19 protein-coding genes are annotated in these 20,826 nt (G+C 60.0%); 10 read left to right on the top strand and 9 right to left on the bottom strand.

Annotated features, from left to right (window positions below):
- Nucleotides 1–75 precede the first annotated feature (75 nt).
- From HU749_RS10680 to HU749_RS10700, 5 genes are all read right to left on the bottom strand, one after another.
- Entirely contained in the window at nucleotides 76–360 is a 285-nt protein-coding gene (locus HU749_RS10680) for a type II toxin-antitoxin system RelE/ParE family toxin (RefSeq protein WP_046064729.1), read from the bottom strand.
- Nucleotides 350–592, bottom strand: a complete 243-nt coding sequence (locus tag HU749_RS10685; RefSeq protein ID WP_024616335.1) for a hypothetical protein — start codon at nucleotides 590–592, stop codon at nucleotides 350–352. Before HU749_RS10685 ends, HU749_RS10680 begins: the two co-directional genes overlap by 11 nt.
- 218 nt (nucleotides 593–810) lie before the next feature.
- The gene (locus tag HU749_RS10690) at nucleotides 811–1,533 is read right to left on the bottom strand and encodes a metallophosphoesterase (RefSeq protein WP_079304363.1); all 723 of its coding nucleotides are present in this window, start codon (nucleotides 1,531–1,533) and stop codon (nucleotides 811–813) included.
- A 93-nt stretch (nucleotides 1,534–1,626) separates the two neighbouring features.
- The gene (locus tag HU749_RS10695) at nucleotides 1,627–2,226 is read right to left on the bottom strand and encodes a putative adenosine monophosphate-protein transferase Fic (protein ID WP_079304365.1); all 600 of its coding nucleotides are present in this window, start codon (nucleotides 2,224–2,226) and stop codon (nucleotides 1,627–1,629) included.
- A complete protein-coding gene (locus tag HU749_RS10700) occupies nucleotides 2,219–2,395 on the bottom strand; it encodes a YhfG family protein (protein ID WP_139381141.1) in 177 nt (58 codons plus the stop codon). Before HU749_RS10700 ends, HU749_RS10695 begins: the two co-directional genes overlap by 8 nt.
- 644 nt (nucleotides 2,396–3,039) lie before the next feature.
- On the opposite strand from HU749_RS10700, the gene HU749_RS10705 reads away from it, so the two are divergent.
- Nucleotides 3,040–3,315 (top strand): hypothetical protein, encoded by a 276-nt coding sequence (locus HU749_RS10705; RefSeq protein WP_013692639.1) that lies wholly within the window; start codon nucleotides 3,040–3,042, stop codon nucleotides 3,313–3,315.
- Nucleotides 3,316–3,635: 320 nt separating this feature from the next.
- Here HU749_RS10705 and HU749_RS10710 read toward each other — a convergent pair whose 3' ends face one another.
- Nucleotides 3,636–4,583 (bottom strand): LysR substrate-binding domain-containing protein, encoded by a 948-nt coding sequence (locus tag HU749_RS10710; RefSeq protein WP_186652493.1) that lies wholly within the window; start codon nucleotides 4,581–4,583, stop codon nucleotides 3,636–3,638.
- 229 nt (nucleotides 4,584–4,812) lie between these two features.
- Between HU749_RS10710 and HU749_RS10715 the strand changes: the two genes are divergently transcribed.
- Nucleotides 4,813–6,108, top strand: a complete 1,296-nt coding sequence (locus HU749_RS10715; RefSeq protein ID WP_046064733.1) for a dicarboxylate/amino acid:cation symporter — start codon at nucleotides 4,813–4,815, stop codon at nucleotides 6,106–6,108.
- Between the two features lie 10 nt (nucleotides 6,109–6,118).
- Complete coding sequence (gene cuyB, locus HU749_RS10720; RefSeq protein ID WP_186652492.1) at nucleotides 6,119–7,615, top strand: cysteate racemase; 1,497 nt, start codon at nucleotides 6,119–6,121, stop codon at nucleotides 7,613–7,615.
- A 66-nt stretch (nucleotides 7,616–7,681) separates the two neighbouring features.
- Here cuyB and HU749_RS10725 read toward each other — a convergent pair whose 3' ends face one another.
- Complete coding sequence (locus HU749_RS10725) at nucleotides 7,682–8,590, bottom strand: AraC family transcriptional regulator (protein ID WP_186652491.1); 909 nt, start codon at nucleotides 8,588–8,590, stop codon at nucleotides 7,682–7,684.
- A 186-nt stretch (nucleotides 8,591–8,776) separates the two neighbouring features.
- Here HU749_RS10725 and HU749_RS10730 point away from each other — a divergent pair, with 186 nt between their 5' ends.
- Together HU749_RS10730 and HU749_RS10735 are read left to right on the top strand one after the other, a co-directional pair.
- On the top strand, nucleotides 8,777–9,826 hold the full coding sequence (locus tag HU749_RS10730; RefSeq protein WP_186652489.1) for an NAD(P)-dependent alcohol dehydrogenase: 1,050 nt from the start codon (nucleotides 8,777–8,779) through the stop codon (nucleotides 9,824–9,826).
- A 112-nt stretch (nucleotides 9,827–9,938) separates the two neighbouring features.
- On the top strand, nucleotides 9,939–11,156 hold the full coding sequence (locus HU749_RS10735) for an MFS transporter (protein WP_186652487.1): 1,218 nt from the start codon (nucleotides 9,939–9,941) through the stop codon (nucleotides 11,154–11,156).
- 207 nt (nucleotides 11,157–11,363) lie between these two features.
- Here the strand turns inward: HU749_RS10735 and HU749_RS10740 are convergent, their stop codons facing one another.
- Both HU749_RS10740 and chrA read right to left on the bottom strand, forming a co-directional pair.
- Nucleotides 11,364–11,852: a hypothetical protein gene (locus HU749_RS10740; protein WP_186652486.1), complete on the bottom strand. Its 489-nt coding sequence runs from the start codon at nucleotides 11,850–11,852 to the stop codon at nucleotides 11,364–11,366.
- Between the two features lie 241 nt (nucleotides 11,853–12,093).
- Complete coding sequence (gene chrA / locus HU749_RS10745) at nucleotides 12,094–13,452, bottom strand: chromate efflux transporter (protein ID WP_095962918.1); 1,359 nt, start codon at nucleotides 13,450–13,452, stop codon at nucleotides 12,094–12,096.
- Between the two features lie 180 nt (nucleotides 13,453–13,632).
- Here chrA and HU749_RS10750 point away from each other — a divergent pair, with 180 nt between their 5' ends.
- The 5 genes from HU749_RS10750 (at nucleotide 13,633) to HU749_RS10770 (ending at nucleotide 20,788) form a co-directional block, all read left to right on the top strand.
- On the top strand, nucleotides 13,633–14,292 hold the full coding sequence (locus HU749_RS10750) for a ribonuclease T2 family protein (RefSeq protein ID WP_186652485.1): 660 nt from the start codon (nucleotides 13,633–13,635) through the stop codon (nucleotides 14,290–14,292).
- A gap of 335 nt (nucleotides 14,293–14,627) precedes the next feature.
- Complete coding sequence (locus HU749_RS10755; protein ID WP_186652484.1) at nucleotides 14,628–16,199, top strand: sensor domain-containing diguanylate cyclase; 1,572 nt, start codon at nucleotides 14,628–14,630, stop codon at nucleotides 16,197–16,199.
- Nucleotides 16,200–16,405: 206 nt separating this feature from the next.
- On the top strand, nucleotides 16,406–18,982 hold the full coding sequence (locus HU749_RS10760) for a bifunctional diguanylate cyclase/phosphodiesterase (RefSeq protein WP_186652483.1): 2,577 nt from the start codon (nucleotides 16,406–16,408) through the stop codon (nucleotides 18,980–18,982).
- A 69-nt stretch (nucleotides 18,983–19,051) separates the two neighbouring features.
- On the top strand, nucleotides 19,052–19,846 hold the full coding sequence (gene xth / locus HU749_RS10765) for an exodeoxyribonuclease III (protein WP_046064744.1): 795 nt from the start codon (nucleotides 19,052–19,054) through the stop codon (nucleotides 19,844–19,846).
- A 117-nt stretch (nucleotides 19,847–19,963) separates the two neighbouring features.
- Nucleotides 19,964–20,788, top strand: a complete 825-nt coding sequence (locus HU749_RS10770; RefSeq protein WP_186652482.1) for an arylamine N-acetyltransferase family protein — start codon at nucleotides 19,964–19,966, stop codon at nucleotides 20,786–20,788.
- Nucleotides 20,789–20,826 lie beyond the last annotated feature (38 nt).

A 20,826-nucleotide genomic window follows, 5' to 3' on the forward strand; every position in this document is an offset into this window, starting at 1 on the left:
CTGAATCAGCGAGGCGGATGGCACAGTTTATCAGGGAAGGGCAGGACGTGTTGGGAGAGCAATATTGCGCCGACTTCACCAGTTGGAGCGGGGGCGTTGTCGAGTGTGAAATACGCCGAGGATTTGGAGGCGATCACCGTGTACGCGATACGGAATCAGATAAGACCAGTTTGGTACTGCCCATTCCCGCGTCTGTTTGACTCGTCCTTCTCGACCCATTGCGGGAAACTGAGCCAATTTGTCTACGCTGGCGAAGATCGCTTCGGAGAAGTCGTCAGCAGCCTTGGGGTTTTCAAGTGCAATATAGTTGGCTTCGTCCTCCAGGTTTTTGAGTGCTTTTTCCAGCCACTCAACCTGCATTCTGACTCCAGCGCCGAGCACGCATCGCTGCCACTTGCTCATCGGTAGCAAATTTGCCTTGGTCAGCTTCCTTTACGGCAAGTTCGATCTGTGTGGTCAGCGCTTTTTCGTGTTCGATGAAGTCGCGAAGAACGTCCATCGCCAGGTAGCTCGCACTTTGGCCGTTGGTCTTGGCCAGATCGGCGAGGGAATTCGATAGGTCTTCGGGCAGATTCAGGGATATGCCGGACATGGCAGCCTCGATGGTCGACGTTTTCGGCATCTTACACCGTTGACCGAGCGCTTGAATCAGCAGGCCGTCGCAAGGTGTGTCTCGACGTGAATTGTTCCCCTCGTGCGCTGATCTGAAAAAGCCTCACAGACGCCGCCGTCCTGCGGGTAAATGTGGGATATGGAATGGCATGACATTGATCTCACACCGAGGATCAAAGCAAATGAGACTACCCATTCTCACTGGTCCATGCTTATGCTGATTATGGTTTCGGTTTGGATGTCTACCAAGCTCAATGCGCCGTCGGAAAATGAGCAGCCTGTGTCGATATAAACGACGTTGCCCAGGCGTATAACACTGGGTACTGTTGAGTGCCCAACATAGAGCCGGTCTATTCCTTTGATGGAAGTGTGGTCTTGTTGCTCGATTTTCTCTCTTGCATACAGCGCTGTTCTCAAGGCGTGCCGCTGGTGTGGCTCCCCAGAACTTCCAGTGATAGCGTCTTTGGCTTCCTGCCAGCCATCGTTACTTCGGATGACAGGCGCTTCGGCATGGACTATTCCAATTGTTTGATCACTTAATAAATTGATCTCAATGATCAGTGGAAGTGCTTGCAGGGCTTTTGATAGTTCTTGCTGAATGTCGGGTTGTAACTCGTACAGCCAGGCTCCACCATTTCGGATATGTCGGGGGATATCCCCATGCCCGGAGATACAGTCAATAAGCATCTGCTCATGATTGCCGCGTACGGCGTGGAACCACGGCTTCTCAAGCCAGTTCAATACATCCATGGAGTCGGGACCTCGGTCGATGAGGTCTCCCACGGAAAAGATGCGATCCAGCTCAGTGTTGAAGTTTAGTTTGTCTAAGGCTGCTGTTAGAAGTTTGAAATGTCCGTGAACGTCGCCCACCACAAAGTCACGACCTTTTTTGTTGGATGGGAAAGATCTCGTCCTGTACATTTTCAGTGCTTCAGCAGATGTTGATTGGCGGTGACTGTATCACTTGGCGAAATAAACAGTAAGCCGCTGAGCGGGGGTAATAACGTCGTACGGTCAAGCTTGAATCGCCTGCCCAATACACTTCTCAAAAACCTGCTCCATAGGCTCCATGACGCCGTTATAAGCCGCGATGTTGGCAAAAATCCACTCGTCCTTCTCAATCCCCCACCAACTGATTTCAAACCCGGCATTCATGATGAGGTGTTCAAACAGGATGCGTTGCGCACGACCGTTGCCTTCGCGGAAGGGGTGTACGACGTTGATGTCGGAATAGGCCTCTGCCACAGCGACGATCAGCTCAGCCCGCTCCATGCCCTCGAACCAGTTTGCCTCGGCCATGTTGGCGAAGATCTTATTGGCTTCCTTCTCCATGTACTCAGGTTGGCAGAAGCGGGTGGCTTGTTTGGACATGCCAACGGTGCGCAGCTCTCCAGCCCATTCGAACAGGTCTGAAAAGAGGATTCGATGAATGTTTTGAAGGTAGGCCAGGCTATAGGGAGGAGGGCTGAACTCGACGTTGTCCGCTGCGATGGCCGAGAGTTGTTGTTCGGCTTCGCTTAGGGTCGGTTCGTCACGGATATCGAGTTTGTTGCGCAGGACCGTGGAGCCGGGATAGCAATAAGCGTCCTCGCCGACTCCATATTTGTCAGGCATTAGTTCTGGTCTGGGTAAAGGCCTTCAAGACCTCTTCACGCGTTGGCATTTTGCGTTCGCTGTCGGCGAAGGTCGTTTTGAAACCTTCCAGACGGAGGCTGGCCGCGTAGTTGGATCTACGCGTCCTGGCGGCATAGGCCTTTTTGGTTTCAAGGCTGACATTGCCCATGGGGCTGGACCTCAAATGGCGCTGGTGGGCGGATTATAGCCCATCCCGTTGGCGTGGCCTATGTTGCGGCCTGGACGAAAGGCGTTGAGCGCTCATTCGTTTCGAGATTTTTCCTTGTGCTCATAGCTGTGCTGCTCAATCCATCGCCGGACACCCCCATCGGAAATTTCCCTCAAAACGCGTCGTTCCCGGCTGACTATCCACCCCATCACCCTCTGCGCTAAGTTCTCTCCGTCGCTGAAAATTCAGCGGCAGGGTGTGGAAGCCCTTACTCAAAGGCGCGTAGCGCCGCAAAATTTAAAGCAGACACTTTTCTTATGTCTGCTGTTAAATTACGGCGGCTGTACGCGGGGCGTCCTAGGGCGCGCCGGGTTCCTGAGTGCCGGTCTTCCACACCCGCGTACAGCTGCCACCCATCATGTGGAAGTGATGCTGGCAGATATTTCTCTTACTCAGGAAGTTAGCCAATGAAAAAGCTCACCCCCAACCCTCCGAAAGCCACAGCCAATCCAAGGTGGCTTTCGTCTAGCGTCACCCAAACGTATCTCCTGCTGAATATCCGAATCCCGATCCCGGATTTGACCTCTTTGCCAGCGGCATCCCAATCCGCCACTGACCTCCCATCCCCGCAGGAGTAAATCCCTATGTCCCGCTACATGCCCATCACCGGTATCGAAAACAATTTCCACGCGCTCCTGATCGACACAGAAGCGCCGCTGGACGTGCTGCACGACACTGCCGCTTACCGCATCGCCGCTGTCACCCAGTTGCTGGAGAACCTCGCCATGCGTTCCGACATCAGTACGGACGCCGTGATACTCCATGATTTCGCCCAAGTGCTAGCGATTCCCCTGCGCGATGGGTGTGATTTGCTGGATGTGATTGGGCGGCGATTGCAGGCGCAGGTTCTGGCGTCGTAAGGGAAGGGCGACCTCACGAGGTCGCCTGCACTGTCTTGATCATCGCCCTGTGCAGTCTGCAATCCTGTGGGAGCGAGCCTGCTCGCGATAGCGGTGGGTCCGTTGGTGAGGTGTTGGATGTGATGCCGTCATCGCGAGCAGGCTCGCTCCCACAGTTTTTCCGGGGTGTTCACAGATATTGCGTTCACCATAAATCCCTGCGTGGGAGCCTGTTCGCGATAGCGGTGGGTCAGTTGGTGAGGATGTTGGATGTGATGCCGTCATCGCGAGCAGGCTCGCTCCCACAGTAAAACTTGTGAGCAGTACTTGAGTAGCGTTGATCAGTTCGCTTCCGCGGGCGTAGAGGGTGCGCTGCCCGGCCGCTGCAACGAAGCGCCTTCCAAGGTCTTCCACAGCTTACGCATCGTTGGGTTGCGATTGGCAATCGCACAGTACGAGCGAATCTCCAGGCGCGTGCTCCATTGCTCGCCACCGGCCCGCACCAACAGCCCACGCTCCAACTCGTCGGCGACCGCACTCTGCGGCAACCAGGCCACGCCGTAGCCCTCGATGGCCATGCGCATCAGCAGCATCGCCATGTCCGCTTCATAGCAGCGTTCCAGCGCGATCGGTTCAGGGCCGTTGTTGATGACGATGTCCGCGACGCGCCCCAGGAACGTCGTTGCTGTGTAGGCCAGGTAAGGCACCGGTTTGCCGGCGCGGCCGGGCAGGCGGAACAGCGGTTCGCCCTTGCGGTTGGGCGCGCACAGGGGGATGAACGCATCGTGGCCGAGCACCAGGCTGCCAAAACGCTCGGGGTCCAGCAGGATGGGCGCAAGCGGATGGTGGTAGACCATCATCAAGTCGCAACTGCCTTCTTCCAATGCAATGACGGCGTCATGAATGTTGGCGGCCACCACTCGGGCGTTGAACTGTTCGTTGTGTTGCTGGAACTGCGAGAGCCACTTGGGCAGGAAGGTCATGGACAGGCTGTGGCCGGCGGTGATCTGGATCGAGCGTCCGGGCATTCGTTCCACGTCGCGCAGCGTCGAGCGCAACCTCAGTAATCCGGCGAGGGCCTCTCGGCTTTCATCGCAGAAGGTGACTCCCGCGGGTGTGAGTTGGACAGGGTAGGTGCCCCGGTCCACCAGCTTGACGCCCACCCATTCCTCAAGTGAGCGGATGCGCCGGGACAAGGCCGATTGCGTCACGCAACGCACCTCGGCGGCGCGGGAGAAGTTTTTCCATTCGCCAATCGCCAGAAGATCATCCAGCCATTTGAGTTGCATATCGGAATCCCCGTTGTGAGCGCTCGATTTTACTGCGCAATCCCCCGGCCCAGCGCGGCCTTTCGCTAACTATTCCAAAAGCGCATGGGGTTAGCAGGATTACTCATCATCTCCCCGGATCGGCTCCTTAGAATCTTTACCGTAGTGCCCATGCCATCAAGAGCATCGGGTACACCTCCTTGATCCCTGCCAAGTAAAAAAAATCCAAGAACTACTTGAGGACAGCACCGTGAAGAAGAATAAGCTCCCACGTCGAATTGCAATGGGCATTGCCCTGGGCGTACTTGTTGGTTGGGCGTGTCACCATTTCGCAGGGAGCGAGCAAAGTGCCAAAGAGATCGCCAGTTACTTCTCGATGGTCACTGACATTTTCCTGCGCATGATCAAGATGATCATCGCGCCCCTGGTCTTCGCGACATTGGTGGGCGGTATCGCCAGCATGGGCAACTCCCGTTCCGTTGGCAGGATTGGGGCTCGGGCGATGGCTTGGTTTGTCACCGCCTCGGTTGTCTCGCTGCTGATCGGGATGGGTCTGGTCAACCTGTTTCAACCCGGTGCCGGGTTGAACATGGACGTGGCCCAGCACGCAACGGCGGCCGTGCCAGTCAACACCGGTGACTTCAGTCTCAAGGCGTTCATCGGCCATGTGTTTCCGCGCAGCATTGCCGAAGCGATGGCCAACAACGAGATCCTGCAGATCGTGGTGTTTTCGCTGTTCTTCGGCTTCGCACTGGCCGGCGTGAAACGGGCGGGTTACACCCGGATCACCGATTCCATCGAAGAGCTGGCGAAGGTGATGTTCAAGATCACCGACTACGTGATGGCGTTCGCGCCGATTGGGGTGTTTGCCGCCATTGCCTCGGCGATTACCACCCAGGGGCTTGGCCTGCTGGTGGATTACGGCAAGCTGATCGCTGAGTTCTACCTGGGGATCCTGATTCTCTGGGCGCTGCTGTTCGGTGCCGGTTACCTGTTCCTTGGTCGCTCGGTTTTCCACCTCGGCAAGCTTATTCGCGAACCGATTCTCCTGGCCTTTTCCACCGCCAGCAGCGAATCCGCCTACCCGAAAACCATTGAGGCGCTGGAGAAATTTGGTGCGCCCAAACGCGTGTCCAGTTTCGTGTTGCCCCTGGGGTATTCGTTCAACCTCGACGGCTCGATGATGTACCAGGCGTTCGCCATCCTGTTCATCGCCCAGGCCTACAACATTGATTTGAGTTTCACGCAACAGATGCTGATTCTTCTGACGCTGATGATCACCAGCAAGGGCATGGCCGGTGTCGCGCGGGCTTCGGTGGTCGTGGTCGCGGCCACGTTGCCGATGTTCAATCTTCCCGAGGCGGGGCTGTTGTTGATCATCGGTATCGACCAGTTCCTCGATATGGCCCGCACTGCCACCAACGTGGTGGGTAACAGCATTGCGACGGCGGTGGTCGCCAAGTCCGAACCCCACGAAGAAGCCGACGAGGACGAGGGTGCACACGCTCCGGTTCGGTCACGATCCGAGCCGGTGCCGGTGGCTTGAGGAGACGTTCATGAAGGCTAAAGTGAAGTCGAGCCACAAGGCCTCTGTGGTTCGCAAGTTGGGCATCGTCGGCGGGCTTGGGTCTTTGGCCGGGGGCGATTTGTTCTACAAGTTGGTCAAGTCCCGGGCGGTGCTCGAGGACCAGGGGCGCTACCATTTCCTGTTCGAGCAGCACCCCTTCAAGGACGTGCTGCTGCCGCTGGACCAGGGCGCGAGCATGACGTCACGCAAGTTCTATGTGTTCCAGGTGTGCAAGTCGTTCGAGGACAGTGGCTTCGATGCGGTGATGCTCCCGTGCTTCGCCAGCCATACCTTTCGCGCTGAAATCGAGGAGGAGTTGGGCATTCCCGTGCTGGACATGATGGCCGCCTTGACCCGGCACGTCAGCCACACGGTGCCGCCCCAGACGATGTTGGGGGTGATCGCCTCCGACTTCGTGCGCCATTGCGGATTGTTCGAGCGACATTTCGGCAAAGACTTCCAGATTGTTTACCCCGACGCAGACGCTCAAGCGGGGTTGATGGAGGCGATGTACGGTCTCAACGGCATCAAGGATGGCCACCTCGAAGGCGTGCCGCTTGAAGCGGTCTACCAGGCGTGCCTGTCGTTGCAGGCCCAGGGTGCGACGGTGATCCTGCCCGGCATGACCGAGCTGTCCCTGGTCTGTGCCGATTTGCAGCGTCGCGGGATCACCGTGCTGGACATCAATGAGATCTACGCTGACTTCGCGACGCTGGACCAGCAGCCCAGGCGCCCACCGTTCAAGCTGGGCATCGTGGGCGGCGTCGGGCCTGCCGCCACGGTGGACTTCATGGCCAAGGTGGTGGCCAATACCCCGGCGGGAAAGGACCAGGACCACATCAAGATGGTGGTCGAGCAAAACCCGCAGATACCGGATCGGACGGCCAACCTGCTGCGCGATGAAACCGACCCGACGATGGCGATGTACGCCACGTGCAAACGTCTCGAAAGTGCCGGCGCCAACGCCATCGCGATTCCCTGCAACACCGCCCATGCCTTCGTCGAGCGGATCCAGGCGCACCTGAGGGTGCCCATCGTGAACATGCTGAGCGAGACGGTGGAGTGGATCGCGCGCACCTATGGTTCGGGCAAGGCGATTGGCCTGCTGGCGACTTCCGGTACGGTGCAGAGTCAGGTCTATCACCAGGCGGCGCGCCATGCCGGGCTCCAGCTCCTTACGCCCGGTGTCGATTACCAGGCGATGGTCATGGACGCGATCTACGGACCGCGGGGTATCAAGGCCGGCTTCACACAGGGGCTCTGCAAGGAACAACTGTTGCTGGCGGCCGAGCATTTGTGTGAGCTGGGGGCGGGGGTGTTGATCCTGGGGTGTACGGAGTTGCCGCTGGTGCTGGAACATTGCGAGGCGTTCGAGATCAATGGGCACAGGGTGGCCCTTGTTGACCCGACGATGATCCTGGCACAGAGGTGCGTTGCGTTGGCGCAAAAGGCACCACTCTGTGGGAGCAAGGCTTGCCCGCGATGAAGCCGACGCGGTCTCCCGAAGGCCAAGGTGCCTGCATCGCGAGCAAGCTTTGCTCCCACTGAAGAATCAACCAGCCTTGGCCGGCCCGCGCAACGCCGCAATGTCCCGCTTGGGCGGCACGCCAAACAAACGGGCGTATTCGCGGCTGAACTGGGAAGGGCTTTCATAGCCCACCTTGAAAGCCGCACTCGCCACGTCCACATGCTCGTTGAGCATCAAGCGTTTTGCTTCGTTCAACCGCAGCCACTTCTGGTATTGCAACGGGCTCATCGCCGTGAGCTGACGGAAGTGGTGGTGAAACGTTGGCGCGCTCATTTGCACCCGCGCCGCGAGGTCGTCTACGCGCACGGGTTCGGTGTAGTTCAATTTCAACCAGTCGATGGCCTTGGCGATCCGGTAGCCCTGGCTATCGACCGAAACGATCTGCCGCAGTCGGGCGGCCTGGTCGCTGAGCAGCAGCCGGTAGTGAATCTCACGCTGGATCAACGGCGCCAGGATGGGAATCGCTTCGGGCTCATCCAACAACGCCAGCAGGCGCGCGAACGGTTCCAGCAGGTCCGGCGTTGCGGTGCCGATTCCCGCGCCGATCCCGACTGCTCGATCACGCGGCGGTGACAGGCTGCCTTGGGCGATCAGATCGGCCACCATGCGCAAGTCGAGCCTCAGGACCAGGCCCAGGCAGGGCTCTTCCGGGCTGGCCTGCAGCACTTCGGAATTGGCCGGGATGTCCAGGGAGGTCATGAGGAACCGCCCGGTGTCGTAGCCATAGGCTTCGCCGCCGATCCAGACCTGCTTCTCGCCTTGGGCCACCAGCACGATGCTCGGTTCGATCATGCAAATCACCGGCGGCGCCGGGGCGTCGCGCCGGAAGAAGACGAGGCCGGCGATGGGCGTTTCAAAGTCGCCCGCGCGTGGGGTCCGGGTGCCAATGATGGCGGCCAGAGTCTCTTGTACGGATCTGCGTTGAATGGCCATGTCGGGTCCGGGTGTCATCTGAGCTCAAGCGCTATAGGCAGAACATTAACTCGCCAAGCGAAGCGCTGCCTATACGCAATAGAAGCACTCATAGGATCAGGCAAGCATCTCAGCGTAATGCACTACCTGCCGGCCGGGCTGAGCCCTGAAGATACAACCTCATTCAATCCAGCAAGGAGTCTTCTGATGCGTGTACAAGCCTATGGCGCTCACGCGGGCGACAAGCCCCTTGAACCCCTGCAGATCACTCGTCGCACGCCGGGCGCCCACGACGTCCAGATCGACATCGCTTTTTGTGGTATCTGCCATTCGGACCTGCACCAGGTGCGTGCCGAGTGGGCGGGTACCCAGTTCCCTTGCGTGCCGGGCCACGAAATCGTCGGTCGGGTCGCGGCGGTCGGCGCCCATGTGTCCGGCTTCAAGACTGGCGACCTGGTCGGCGTTGGCTGCATCGTCGACAGCTGCAAGCACTGTGACGACTGCGACAGCGGCCTGGAAAACTATTGTGACGGGATGATCGGGACCTACAACTTCCCCACCCCGGATGAACCCGGTTGGACGCTGGGTGGCTATTCGCAAAACATCGTGGTGCATGAGCGCTATGTGTTGCGCATTCGTCACCCCGAAGCCCAGCTTGCCGCCGTCGCGCCGCTGCTTTGCGCAGGCATCACCACCTATTCGCCGCTGCGCCACTGGAACGTCGGGCCGGGCAAGAAGGTGGGTGTGGTTGGCATTGGTGGCCTGGGTCACATGGGCATCAAGCTGGCCCATGCGATGGGGGCTCATGTCGTGGCGTTCACCACGTCCGAGTCCAAGCGTGAGGATGCCAGGCAGTTGGGGGCCGACGAGGTTGTCGTGTCGCGCAATGCCGAAGAAATGGCAGCGCACAACAAGAGCTTCGATTTCATCCTCAATACCGTGGCGGCTCCTCATGACCTCGATGCATTGCTGGTGCTGCTCAAGCGCGACGGCACGATGGCCCTGGTAGGCGCCCCGGCAACCCCGCATCCTTCGCCGAATGTCTTCAACCTGATCATGAAGCGGCGCACCCTCGCCGGGTCGATGATCGGCGGCATCCCCGAGACCCAGGAGATGCTCGATTTCTGCGCAGAGCACGGCATCGTCGCCGACATCGAACTGGTCCGGGCCGAGCAGATCAACGCGTCCTACGAGCGCATGCTCAAGGGCGATGTGAAGTATCGCTTCGTGATCGATAACGCGACTTTGGTCGGCTGATAGACGCGCCAACGGGTTGCTCGCGAAAGGGGGCTGCCTGAGACAGTGATGTTGAATGTGCCGCCGTCAATCTGCCCACAGATCCATCAAAGAAACACAGGATTGTCCTCCAATGACAGATAACTCATCGCCACAAGTCCAGCCCGCCTGGGGCGCTGTACTTGCCATGGCCCTCGCCGCATTCGTGCTCGTTGCCTCGGAGTTCATGCCAGTCAGTTTGCTGACGCCGGTAGCGGCCGATCTTCACGTCAGCGAAGGGCAGGCCGGACAAGGCATTGCCGTCTCTGGCGCCTTTGCCCTGATCACCAGCCTGTTCATCGTATCGATTGCCGCCCGGGTCGATCGAAAATGGCTTCTCCTGGGGCTGACCTTGCTGATGATCGTTTCCGGCACCGTGGCGGCGTTCGCGCCGAATTACCCGGTATTCATGCTCGGTCGCGCGTTGATCGGCGTGGCGATTGGCGGCTTCTGGTCGTTGTCGGCGGCCACCGCCATGCGGCTTGTGCCGGACGATCAGGTTCCGCAGGCACTGGCCATCGTCAATGGCGGCAATGCCTTGGCGACGGTGATCGCTGCGCCGCTGGGCAGTTTCCTGGGGGCGATCATCGGTTGGCGTGGCGCGTTTTTCTGCATCGTGCCCGTCGCCGCCATCGCCCTGGTCTGGCTGCTGTTACGCCTGCCCTCCATGCCTTCGCAGGCGAAGCAGGGCAGCACCAATGTCTTCAAGTTGATGACCCGGGCACCGGTCGCACTGGGTATGCTGGCGGTCAGCACATTTTTCATGGGCCAGTTCATGTTGTTCACCTACCTGCGACCGTTCCTTGAAACGGTGACGCAGGTGAGCGTTTCCATGCTGTCCTTCATGTTGCTGGTGATCGGTGTGGCGGGGCTGTTGGGCACCTTTCTGATCGGGGCCTGTTTGAAGAACAATCTCTATCGGACGCTCATCGTCATCCCGCTGTTGATGGCCGCGATTGCCATTGCCCTGGTGGGGTACGGCGGGTCGGTCTTGATCGCGACCCTCCTGCTCGGCCTCTGGGGCCTGGTGGCCACAGCGGCGCCCGTAGGTTGGTGGACCTGGCTTTCGCGAACACTGCCGGAAGATGCCGAAGCCGGCGGCGGCCTGATGGTGGCGATCGTCCAACTCGCCATCGCCGCGGGCGCGACAGTGGGCGGCCTTCTGTTCGACCTGAGTGGCTATCGCGCGACCTTCGAAACCAGTGCGGCGGTGTTGGGCGTTGCCGCTGTTCTTACGGTGCTGGCCGCTCGGTCAGCGCTCCGGGAGTTTTCATCGACTACGGATGCAGCGCCCTATGGCTCGGCGGGCTGATGTTCGATCCGTACTGGAGCTGGGCGGATACCCGATACGCGCAAGGCGCGGCTGACGAAATCGACAATGCCTTGCATAAACTCGTGGGAAGACCGGTGGAGGAACTGACGCTACCGGTGCCAGGGAGCGATCCAACCGTCGAATCAGCGCCGCAGTTCTAGTGGGTTCTCCAACGAAATGGGCGACCTCAAGGGTCGCCCATTTGCGTTAAAGCCCCAGGCCTTGCTCTACCAGCGCGAGCAAGGCGTCCTCGTCCAGCATGGTCGGTTCAAGACGCGGTTGCCCGGTCTGGCGCAGGGCCTGGATATGCCAGAGCGATTCACCATGTTCGCCGAGTGAGCGCACGATGCAGTGTTCCTGCCCCTTCATATGGACTTCAATGCAGCCCTCGCCCTTGGACGAGAAACGCGCAATCGGGTCGAATGAAATGCGGTGATGATTGCCTTCGATCACCAGTTGATCGATGGCGTAGTTGTACGTCGAGCCGCTGGAATGACTTTCAAATACGTGGGTGGGGTTGCGCCGAATATCCAGGCCCGCCTCGCACACGGGCGCCAGCCAGGTTTCGATCTGGCGATACAGTTCGTAGACCTGGGCGGGCCAGTGCTCGATCGCCAGGTCGGCGCAATTGTCGGTATCCGCGCGGGTTTGCTGGGTTTTCCTCAGTTTGGCCGCTAGCTCGTCTGCCTTGCTCATGTCGATTCCCTGTCGTGATGATAGGTTGAGCTTAGCTGATGGGCTGGGGTGTTCATTTGCGCTGGGTCATGGGGTGGTGGGTTGTTGAGTTTCAGTGCGATGACGATCACCGGAACAATTTACGAGGAGCAAGTCATGCACATGAGAGCACTGAGCAATAACGACCTGGGACCGTTGCGCGATGCGCTCACCCAAAAACCTTGTGCCCGGCTTCGGCGACGTACCTGAGCAAACGCCTCGTCTAGCGCAGCAAGTGCACCGCCAGCCCAGCCAGCCCGCACGCCAGCAATACCTGGATTACCCCCAGCTTGTAGCGAAACAGCGCAATGGCCGCCGCGATTGCGATGATTGCCGACGGCCAGTCCAGGGCACCTGCAAAACCGTTGGGCCAGAGTACGTGGTAACCAAAGAAACACGCGAGGTTGAGGATCACCCCGACCACCGCCGCGGTAATCGCGGTCAGCGGCGCGGTGAATTTCAGCACGTTGTGCGTCGATTCCACCAGCGGGCCGCCGGCCAGGATGAACAGGAACGAGGGCAGGAACGTGAACCAGGTCACCAGCGTGGCCGCGACGGCCCCGGCGAGAAAGGCTTGTTCGGGACCGAACACCTGCATCACGTAGCCTCCGACGAAACCGACGAAGGCCACGACCATGATCAGCGGCCCGGGCGTGGTTTCGCCCAGGGCCAGGCCATCGATCATTTGTGTCGGCGTCAGCCAGCCGAAGTGTCCGACGGCACCCTGGTACACGTAGGGTAACACTGCATAGGCGCCGCCGAACGTCAGCAATGCGGCCTTGGTGAAGAACCAGGCCATTTGCGTCAGCGTGCCTTCCCAGCCGAACACCGCGGTCAGCAGGCCCATTGGCAACGCCCACAACAGGGCACCGATGATCGCCAGCCGGGCGAGCCTGAAGGCGCTGAATCGAACGTGGTCCGGGGGCGGCGTGTCGTCGTCGATCAAGGCGGGGCCGAAGGATTGGTGCTGGGTAGCGTGACCGCCCAGGCTGAATTTTTCCGGTGCCCAGCGGCCGCCGAAATAACCGATGACCGCCGCACTCAGCACGATCAGTGGGAAGGGGAGATCAAAGGCAAATATCGCGGTGAACGACGCCGCAGCGATCGCCCACAGCCAGTTGTTCTTGAGTGCGCGGGAGCCGATCCGGTGGGCGGCATGTGCCACGATTGCCGTGACGGCCGGCTTGATGCCATAGAAAATGCCCGCCACTATCGGCACTTCGCCAAAGGCGACGTACAGCCACGACAACGCGATGAGAATGAACAACGAAGGCAGCACGAACAGTGCCCCGGCGATCACCCCGCCCCAGCTTCGATGCATCAGCCAGCCCAGGTAGGTGGCCAGTTGCTGGGCCTCGGGGCCCGGCAGCAACATGCAGTAGTTAAGGGCATGCAGGAAGCGTCGTTCGGAAATCCAGCGTCGGCGCTCCACCAACTCCTGGTGCATGATCGAGATCTGCCCCGCAGGGCCGCCGAAACTGATGAAGCCCAGTTTGAGCCAGAACCAGAAGGCCACGCGCAGGCTGACGGCGTCGGGGCGGGTCAGGGGCTTTTCGTCATCGGTTCGGATCGGTTTGCTCATGGGTGACGGGGCACGTAAAAGTCAAAGGCGATCTACGTTATGGGGCGTTACGCAATTTAGATAGCCCCCGGCAAGGATTGCTTGTAAAAAAAACAGCCCTTCAGAGATTTGAAACACAAGGTTGAAACAATCATCGCCCGATCATCCTGCTTTCGCACAATCGCCCCAAGGAGTGGGTCAATGAAACAACGTCTTGCCATTGTCGTGCTGATCGTACTGACACTGGGTTCCATGGGCGCGGCCAATGCCCGCGAATCCGGCAATGCACGGGCGCAATCCGTGGCCGGAGTGTTCGATTACTATTTGCTGGCGCTGTCCTGGTCGCCGACGTTCTGCCTGACTCACCAGAAGGATGCGCAGTGTTCCGGCAAGGGCTACGGCTTTGTGCTCCATGGCCTCTGGCCGCAATACACCCGGGGCGGCTGGCCGCAATCCTGTGCGCCTCAGGTGCCGTTGACGGCGGCTGAGCAGCAGAAGGGCCTGACCTTGTTTCCCACCCGCAAGTTGATGGCGCATGAATGGTCCAAGCACGGCACTTGCAGTGGCCTGGGCGCCATGGGTTACCTGGAGGTTGCCGACAAAGCCTTGGGCGCGGTGAAAATCCCATCGCAGCTGCAACCGCTCAATTCCTCGTATTATTTCGAGGCAGATGAAATCATCCGGCTGTTCCGCCAAAGCAATCCAGGCATTGCGCCCGACGGCATTGCGGTGATTTGCAGCGGGCCGCAACTGTCGGAAGTGCGGGTGTGCATGGACAAGGACCTGGCGTTCGCCGCGTGTGGCAGGGGCGTCAGGACACAATGCCGGGCCGGGGAGATCCGGGTGCCGCCGGTACGGTGAGAGCCGCAATCTGACCCGTGGCGAGGGGATTTATCCCCGTCGGGCTGCGCAGCGGCCCCCAAAAAACCAGGCAACTCGGTGTGCCAGGAAGATTGAGTTCACTGCTTTAGAGGTGCTGCGCAGCCCAGCGGGGATAAATCCCCTCGCCACGGGGAATTTCTTCGTTCTGAAGAGGGCATTTTTATCGGCTGGCAGGCGGGTTTTTGGATCCACTGCAGCCACCCATCGGCTCTGCTGCACAGGCAAATTGCCGCCTCACAAGCGGTAGGCTAAGCTCACGAATATTGGGGGCTTTGAGCGAATTCGCTCATGTTTTGCCCTCTTCAGGAATTCGCTTGCCTATCTCCATTCTCGATCCTTTCCATGTCCCTGGCGGTGCCTTGAAGCGCCTGCCGTTGCTCAAGGCTGCGGTTTCGTTTATCGCGGCGGTGTGCCTGTGCCTGTGCGGTTTGCTTTATCTGCAACTGGAGCAGTCGCGCAGCCACGACCTGGAGTCGGCCCGCGTCGCTTCGGCGACCCTTACCCGGGCCATGGCCCAGCAGGCGCAGGACACCTTCCTCCAGGCTGATTTGGTATTGGCCAGCCTGGCAGATTGGATCCAAGTAGACGGCTACGGTCCCGCCGTACAGCCACGCTTGCAGCAAACCTTTGCCCGACGTGTGCAATCGCTTGAGCAATTGCATGGTCTGTTCCTGTTCGACAAGCACGGTCACTGGGTGGTGACCTCCTTTGAAAACCTGCACCGGGGTGCTGGGGTGGCGGATCGAGAGTACTTCGTTTTCCACCAAGAGAATGCCTCCCTGGTCGCCCATATCGGCCCGGCAATCCGCAGCCGACAAAACGGCGGCTGGATCATTCCGGTTTCCCGGCGCTTGAATGATCAGGATGGCAACTTCCAAGGCGTGTTGATGGCCGGCATCAAAATGTCGTACTTCGATCGATTCTTCAAAAGCTTCAATCTGGATGATCAAGGCGAGATGGCCCTGGCTTTGTCTGACGGGACGCTCTTGGCCCGTCGTCCCTTCGATGAGGGGCGGATCGGTCACCCGCTGGCCCAGGAAAATATTTACAACCATGCCCTGGCCGGCGGGATGTCTGGCGATGCACTCATCCGTTCGACCATCGATGGTGTCGTCAGGCTGTATGGGCACCAACATCTGCAGGCTTATCCGCTGGTGGTCACCGCCGCGATGTCCGAAGGCGCGATCCTGGCGGGCTGGCATGACCGGGCTTTCCAATCCAGCCTCATCGTGGGCCTGGTGGTGTTGGGCATTTGCTTGTTCGGCTGGGTATTCGTGCGCCAGGTCCGTACCAGCGAACGGATCGAGGCGGACTTGCGCAAGGCTCAGGAAGCGTTGGAACTGATTGCCACCCATGACAGCCTCACCGGGCTGGCGAACCGGCGGCTGTTCGAACGGGCCCTGGACATCGAGTTCGGCCGGGGCGCTCGTCAGCGTAGCCCCTTGAGCCTGATCATGCTCGATATCGATTTCTTCAAGCGCTACAACGACGCCTATGGGCACGTGGCCGGGGATCATTGCCTGGCGGAAGTGGCCAAGGTGCTCAAGAGCTGCTGCCATCGCAAGGCCGATCTGGCGGTGCGTTATGGTGGCGAAGAGTTCGCGGTCCTGTTGCCCGACACCAATCTGTCGGGGGCCATGGCATTGGCCGAGCAGATCCGCCGCAGCGTCATCGACAAGCACATCACCCATTCCGGGTCTCCGACCGGCTACCTCACGGTAAGCCTGGGCTGCTATGCCTTTGTGCCCAGCAGCCTGGACAGCATTGAAGTCTTCATCCAGCGGGCCGATGCGGCGCTCTACCAGGCCAAGCACAGCGGCCGCAACCGGGTGGCGGTGTTGTCGACGGAAGGTGGGCTCGACACGCTGGCGCGCTCGGATCGTTGAGATCGGGTGGAATCATCGGCAACGTGTCAGGTCCATTGTTCAGACACTGCGCTGGCGACGCACACGAGGTGTGTAGGCTCTTTCGCAAAAAGCCGTGGGCTCGCCAACCGATCAGGCAGTGGGTGCTAAGGTTGGGAACAAGACTGGCCCCGGATCCTCGCCGTTCTCGACACCGCAGCCAGCGTTGACAGGACAGGAGCAGGTCAATGGATTCCGCTGCCGATACCCCTTCAAGCATCGCGCGTCACACCCCGATTACCCGTCGCCTGGTCGTGGCAGTCGCCGGGTTGTTTGTCCTGGGTGTCCTGATGGCGATTGCCGCGCTGTTCAACATTGCGCAAAAGCTGGACGCGGAGGATGTGCGCAAGACGCATTTCTATATCGAGCGCGCCCTCGAGAATCGCATCACCGCCTCAAAAAACTACATCGCCAGTTACGCCTACTGGACCACCGCCTACGACCACCTCAACGGCGAGGTTGACGTGCAATGGGCCTACGCCGAACAGAACATGGGCAAGACCCTGTTCACCAATGATGAATACGAGGGGGTGTTTGTCATTGATCGGCGACGCACCAAATATGCCGTGGTGCGTGGGCGCAATGTCCAGGATGATGCCGCGGTTTATATGAATGCGCCGCTGACGGAGCTGGTGGACCAGCTCCAGGCGCAGCCCGACCTGACGATGTCGACGATCCGCTACACATTGTTCGAGGGCTGGCCGGCCATCGTCACCGCTTCGGTGATTCTGCCCAACGACGAACGGCCCCAGGTCGAATCCAAAGGCACCTCGGTCCTGCTGTTTGTCGACCAACTGACGCCCGTCAAGCTGCGCAAGTTGGGCAAGAGTTATGGCCTCACAGACTTGAACCTCAAGAAAGACACCGAGCTCGAGCCCGGCCAGCCGGCCGTGCCGCTGGACAGCACCGGCTACAGCCTGGTGTCCCGCCTGGAGCGACCGGGCCAGCAATTGCTCTGGTCCCTGGTGCCGCCGCTGGGTGGTGCGTTGCTGATTCTGGCCCTGCTGACCGCTTACTTTTTTCGCTATGCGTTGCGCACGGCACGGCATGTGGACGCCAGTTACGACAGCCTGGAACAGTCGGCGCATGCCCTCGAGGCCAGCGAAGAGCGCTTCCGGGCCGTGGCCGAGGCGGCTTCCGACTGGATCTGGGAAATCGACGGGCAGCAACGCATCACTTATCTGTCGGGGCGTTTCAATACGGTCACCGGGTTTTCCGACCAGCAATGGCTGGGGCAGGATATCGAGCAACTGCTGTACTGCGACACCACGCCGATTGCCCTGTGGCTGGGCAAGTTGACGGAGGAACAGAACGCCAGCAACTTGCGCTGTTCCTACCGCGATTATTCCGGGCAATTGCGCTTCTGTCGTGTGTCGGCACGCCCGATCCACAGCAAGGCCGAGGTGGTGGGCTATCGCGGCACCGCCAGTGACATCACCGATGAAGTGGCGGCCCATGCCCAGGTCCAGCATCTGTCAATGCACGATGCGCTGACCGGCCTGCCGAACCGTAACAAGCTGGCGCGGCACCTGGATGATGCGCTGGTGGCCAAGGAGCATTCGGCGCCGCTGACGTTGCTAATGGTCGACCTGGACAACTTCAAGCCGATCAACGATTCCCTCGGCCACCCGGCCGGCGATGCGGTGTTGCTGGAAGTGGCCCAGCGACTGCGCGACAGCACCCGCGAGCAAGACCTGGTGGCGCGCCTGGGGGGCGATGAGTTCGTGGTGGTGCTCAACGGGATGGAACATACCACTGAGATCGATCGATTCTGTGAGCGGCTGATCGACAGCCTGCAGCAACCGATCCTCTACGAAACCCATTCGTTGCACATCGGCGCGAGCATTGGCATCGCTGTCAGCCGCCGCCAGGGTTATGTCCCCGGTGAGCTGATCCGTTGCGCCGACATTGCTTTGTACCAGGCCAAGTCCGAGGGCAAGAAAACCTGGTGCTATTTCGCCTCGCAAATGAACGATCAGATCCAGCATCGTCGCCAACTGGAAAGCGACCTGCGCCAGGCCGTGAAGAACAACGAATTTGTCCTGCATTTCCAGCCGCGCTACACCGTCGATGGTCGGGAGATTGTGGCGGTCGAGGCGTTGGTTCGCTGGCAGCATCCGACCCAAGGCTTGTTGAGCCCCGATGCCTTTATTCCCTTGGCCGAGCAAACCGACCTGATTGTCCCGCTTTCGCGTTGGGTATTGCGCGAGGCCTGCGAAACCGCACTGACCTGGCCGGGGGAGCTGATGGTCTCGGTCAACCTGTCACCGGCGCAGTTCGAGCGCAGCGATGTGGTGGAGGATGTGCGACAGGTGTTGATCGAAACCCGTTTCCCGGCGAGTCGCCTGGAGCTCGAGATCACTGAGAACGTGATGCTCAACGACGTTGATGGTGCCCTGCAGGTCATGAATGCCCTGAAGGAACTGGGCGTGCGCTTGAACATGGACGATTTCGGTACCGGTTATTCGTCCCTCGGTTATCTGCGCACCTATCCATTCGATGGCATCAAGATCGACAAGCGCTTCATTGCTTCCATGAGCAACAGCAGCAATGACCGCGCCGTGGTGCAGGCGATCATCAACCTGGGCAAGGCCATGGGGCTGACGGTGACTGCCGAGGGCGTGGAAACCCTGGCCCAGCTCGGTTCATTGGGCTCGGACCAATGCCATGAAGTGCAGGGTTATTTCCTCAGCCGACCGATCGACAAACAAGCCTTTGCGCAGTTGTTGGAGAAAGGCCAGCCCTTGCCGAAAACGGGTTCCTGAAAACCTGTTGCAACCACCAAGCCCGGTTGTCGGTCACAACGGTGACTGGGTATTTCGAGTTCTGGTGCTATGAAAAACCTTCGGATCGCGACCTTCAACATCAATGGCATCCGGGCCCGGCTGCCCAACCTGCTGGAATGGCTGGAGCGGGAAAAACCCGACATTGCCTGTTTGCAGGAGCTCAAGGCCGTGGACAAGGATTTCCCGGCGGCGGAGCTGGAGTCGGTCGGGTATGGGGCGATCTGGCAGGGGCAGGCGTCCTGGAACGGTGTCGCGATCCTGGCCCGTGACGCGCAGCCGCTGGAAAGCCGCCGAGGCCTGCCCGGCGGGGATGACGACAGCCACAGTCGCTATCTGGAGGCGGCGGTGCATGGCGTGTTGGTGGGCTGCCTGTACCTGCCCAACGGCAACCCGCAACCGGGTCCGAAGTTCGACTACAAGCTGGCCTGGTTCGAACGGCTCATCGAATACGCCCAAGGGTTGCAGGCCAGCGATCATCCCGTGGTGCTGGCCGGTGACTACAATGTGGTGCCCACCGACATGGACATCTACAACCCGCGCTCCTGGCTCAAGGATGCGCTGCTGCAGCCAGAAAGCCGCGCGTGCTACCAGCGACTGCTGGACCAGGGCTGGACCGATTCGTTGCGCCACCTGTATCCGGACGAGCGGATCTACACTTTCTGGGATTATTTCCGTCAGCATTGGCAGAAGAACTCCGGGCTGCGCATCGATCACCTGCTGCTCAACCCGGTGGCCAGCGCCTACCTGAGCGAGGCCGGCGTGGACGCCTGGGTCCGGAATCAACCCCACCCCAGCGACCATGCCCCCACCTGGATCCGCCTGGCTTCACGCAAGCGGCGGTGACCCGGCGAGGTGCCCCGGTCGATTGTTGTCTCGGTGAGGGGAATGCCTTATATCTGGCGCCCAATAACAGTGCGCTTGTCGTGAGCGCTGCGCCGACCCCGGAAAAGGACACCCCTCATGAGTCATCCCCAACTGAGCGATACGGCTCGCTATCTGCGGCGCCTGGGTTTCGATGCGCCTCCAGCGCCGACCCTCGACACGTTGCGTCAACTGCAAGGGCGCCATACTGCCGAGTTCCCCTTTGAAACCCTGTCGACGTTGCTGCGTCAACCCGTGTCCATCGACCTTGAATCGGTGGAGCGAAAAGTGTTCGAACAAGGGCGCGGCGGCTATTGCTATGAACTCAACCAATTGTTCCTGGCGTTGTTGCTGGAGCTGGGTTTCGATGCCCGCGGCATCACCGGCCGCGTGGTGATGAACGCGCCTGAAGGCACCTGGGCGGCCCGCACCCACCGGCTGAGCCTGGTGACGTTCGACGGTGTGCGCTACATCACCGACGTTGGCTTTGGTGGCATGGTGCCCACTGCGCCGCTGCTGCTGGACAGCCGTGAAGCACAAGTCACGCCCCATGAGCCGTACCGCATCGACACCCATGCGGACGGCTATCTGTTGCGTGCCAACGTTGCCGACGAATGGCGGCCGATGTACCTGTTCGATCTGCAGCGCCAGGAAGACATCGACTACACCCTCGGCAATTGGTACGTCAGCAACCACCCGGAATCCCCGTTCATGGGGCGGTTGATGGTCGCGTGTACCGGCGATGGGCTGCGCAAGACCCTGAACGGCAACAGCTATGCCGTGCACCGGATCGGGCAGGAGAGCGAACGCCGGTTGATCACCGATGCCGATGAGTTGATCGACTTGCTGGAACAAGAGTTTGGCCTGCGCGTACCGCCGCGCGAGCTGTTGCGGCCGGCGATCGTGGGGTTGCTTCAGCCGTAAAAAAGGCTGTTGGCCGGGGGAGTCTGTTCCTGTGTATG

The organism is Pseudomonas ogarae (assembly GCF_014268695.2).
Classification (GTDB): Bacteria; Pseudomonadota; Gammaproteobacteria; order Pseudomonadales; family Pseudomonadaceae; genus Aquipseudomonas; species Aquipseudomonas kilonensis.

Excerpts from the sequence above, each read along its gene's own strand:
- HU749_RS10740 (WP_186652486.1), bottom strand. The coding sequence starts at position 11,852 with ATGAGCAAGGCAGACGAGCTAGCGGCCAAACTGAGGAAAACCCAGCAA.
- HU749_RS10730 (WP_186652489.1), top strand. The coding sequence starts at position 8,777 with ATGCGTGTACAAGCCTATGGCGCTCACGCGGGCGACAAGCCCCTTGAA.
- HU749_RS10690 (WP_079304363.1), bottom strand. The coding sequence starts at position 1,533 with ATGTACAGGACGAGATCTTTCCCATCCAACAAAAAAGGTCGTGACTTT.
- HU749_RS10685 (WP_024616335.1), bottom strand. The coding sequence starts at position 592 with ATGTCCGGCATATCCCTGAATCTGCCCGAAGACCTATCGAATTCCCTC.
- HU749_RS10705 (WP_013692639.1), top strand. The coding sequence starts at position 3,040 with ATGTCCCGCTACATGCCCATCACCGGTATCGAAAACAATTTCCACGCG.
- HU749_RS10680 (WP_046064729.1), bottom strand. The coding sequence starts at position 360 with ATGCAGGTTGAGTGGCTGGAAAAAGCACTCAAAAACCTGGAGGACGAA.
- HU749_RS10710 (WP_186652493.1), bottom strand. The coding sequence starts at position 4,583 with ATGCAACTCAAATGGCTGGATGATCTTCTGGCGATTGGCGAATGGAAA.
- HU749_RS10700 (WP_139381141.1), bottom strand. The coding sequence starts at position 2,395 with ATGGGCAATGTCAGCCTTGAAACCAAAAAGGCCTATGCCGCCAGGACG.
- HU749_RS10750 (WP_186652485.1), top strand. The coding sequence starts at position 13,633 with ATGAAACAACGTCTTGCCATTGTCGTGCTGATCGTACTGACACTGGGT.
- HU749_RS10695 (WP_079304365.1), bottom strand. The coding sequence starts at position 2,226 with ATGCCTGACAAATATGGAGTCGGCGAGGACGCTTATTGCTATCCCGGC.
- cuyB (WP_186652492.1), top strand. The coding sequence starts at position 6,119 with ATGAAGGCTAAAGTGAAGTCGAGCCACAAGGCCTCTGTGGTTCGCAAG.
- HU749_RS10770 (WP_186652482.1), top strand. The coding sequence starts at position 19,964 with ATGAGTCATCCCCAACTGAGCGATACGGCTCGCTATCTGCGGCGCCTG.
- HU749_RS10725 (WP_186652491.1), bottom strand. The coding sequence starts at position 8,590 with ATGGCCATTCAACGCAGATCCGTACAAGAGACTCTGGCCGCCATCATT.
- chrA (WP_095962918.1), bottom strand. The coding sequence starts at position 13,452 with ATGAGCAAACCGATCCGAACCGATGACGAAAAGCCCCTGACCCGCCCC.
- HU749_RS10735 (WP_186652487.1), top strand. The coding sequence starts at position 9,939 with ATGACAGATAACTCATCGCCACAAGTCCAGCCCGCCTGGGGCGCTGTA.
- HU749_RS10760 (WP_186652483.1), top strand. The coding sequence starts at position 16,406 with ATGGATTCCGCTGCCGATACCCCTTCAAGCATCGCGCGTCACACCCCG.
- xth (WP_046064744.1), top strand. The coding sequence starts at position 19,052 with ATGAAAAACCTTCGGATCGCGACCTTCAACATCAATGGCATCCGGGCC.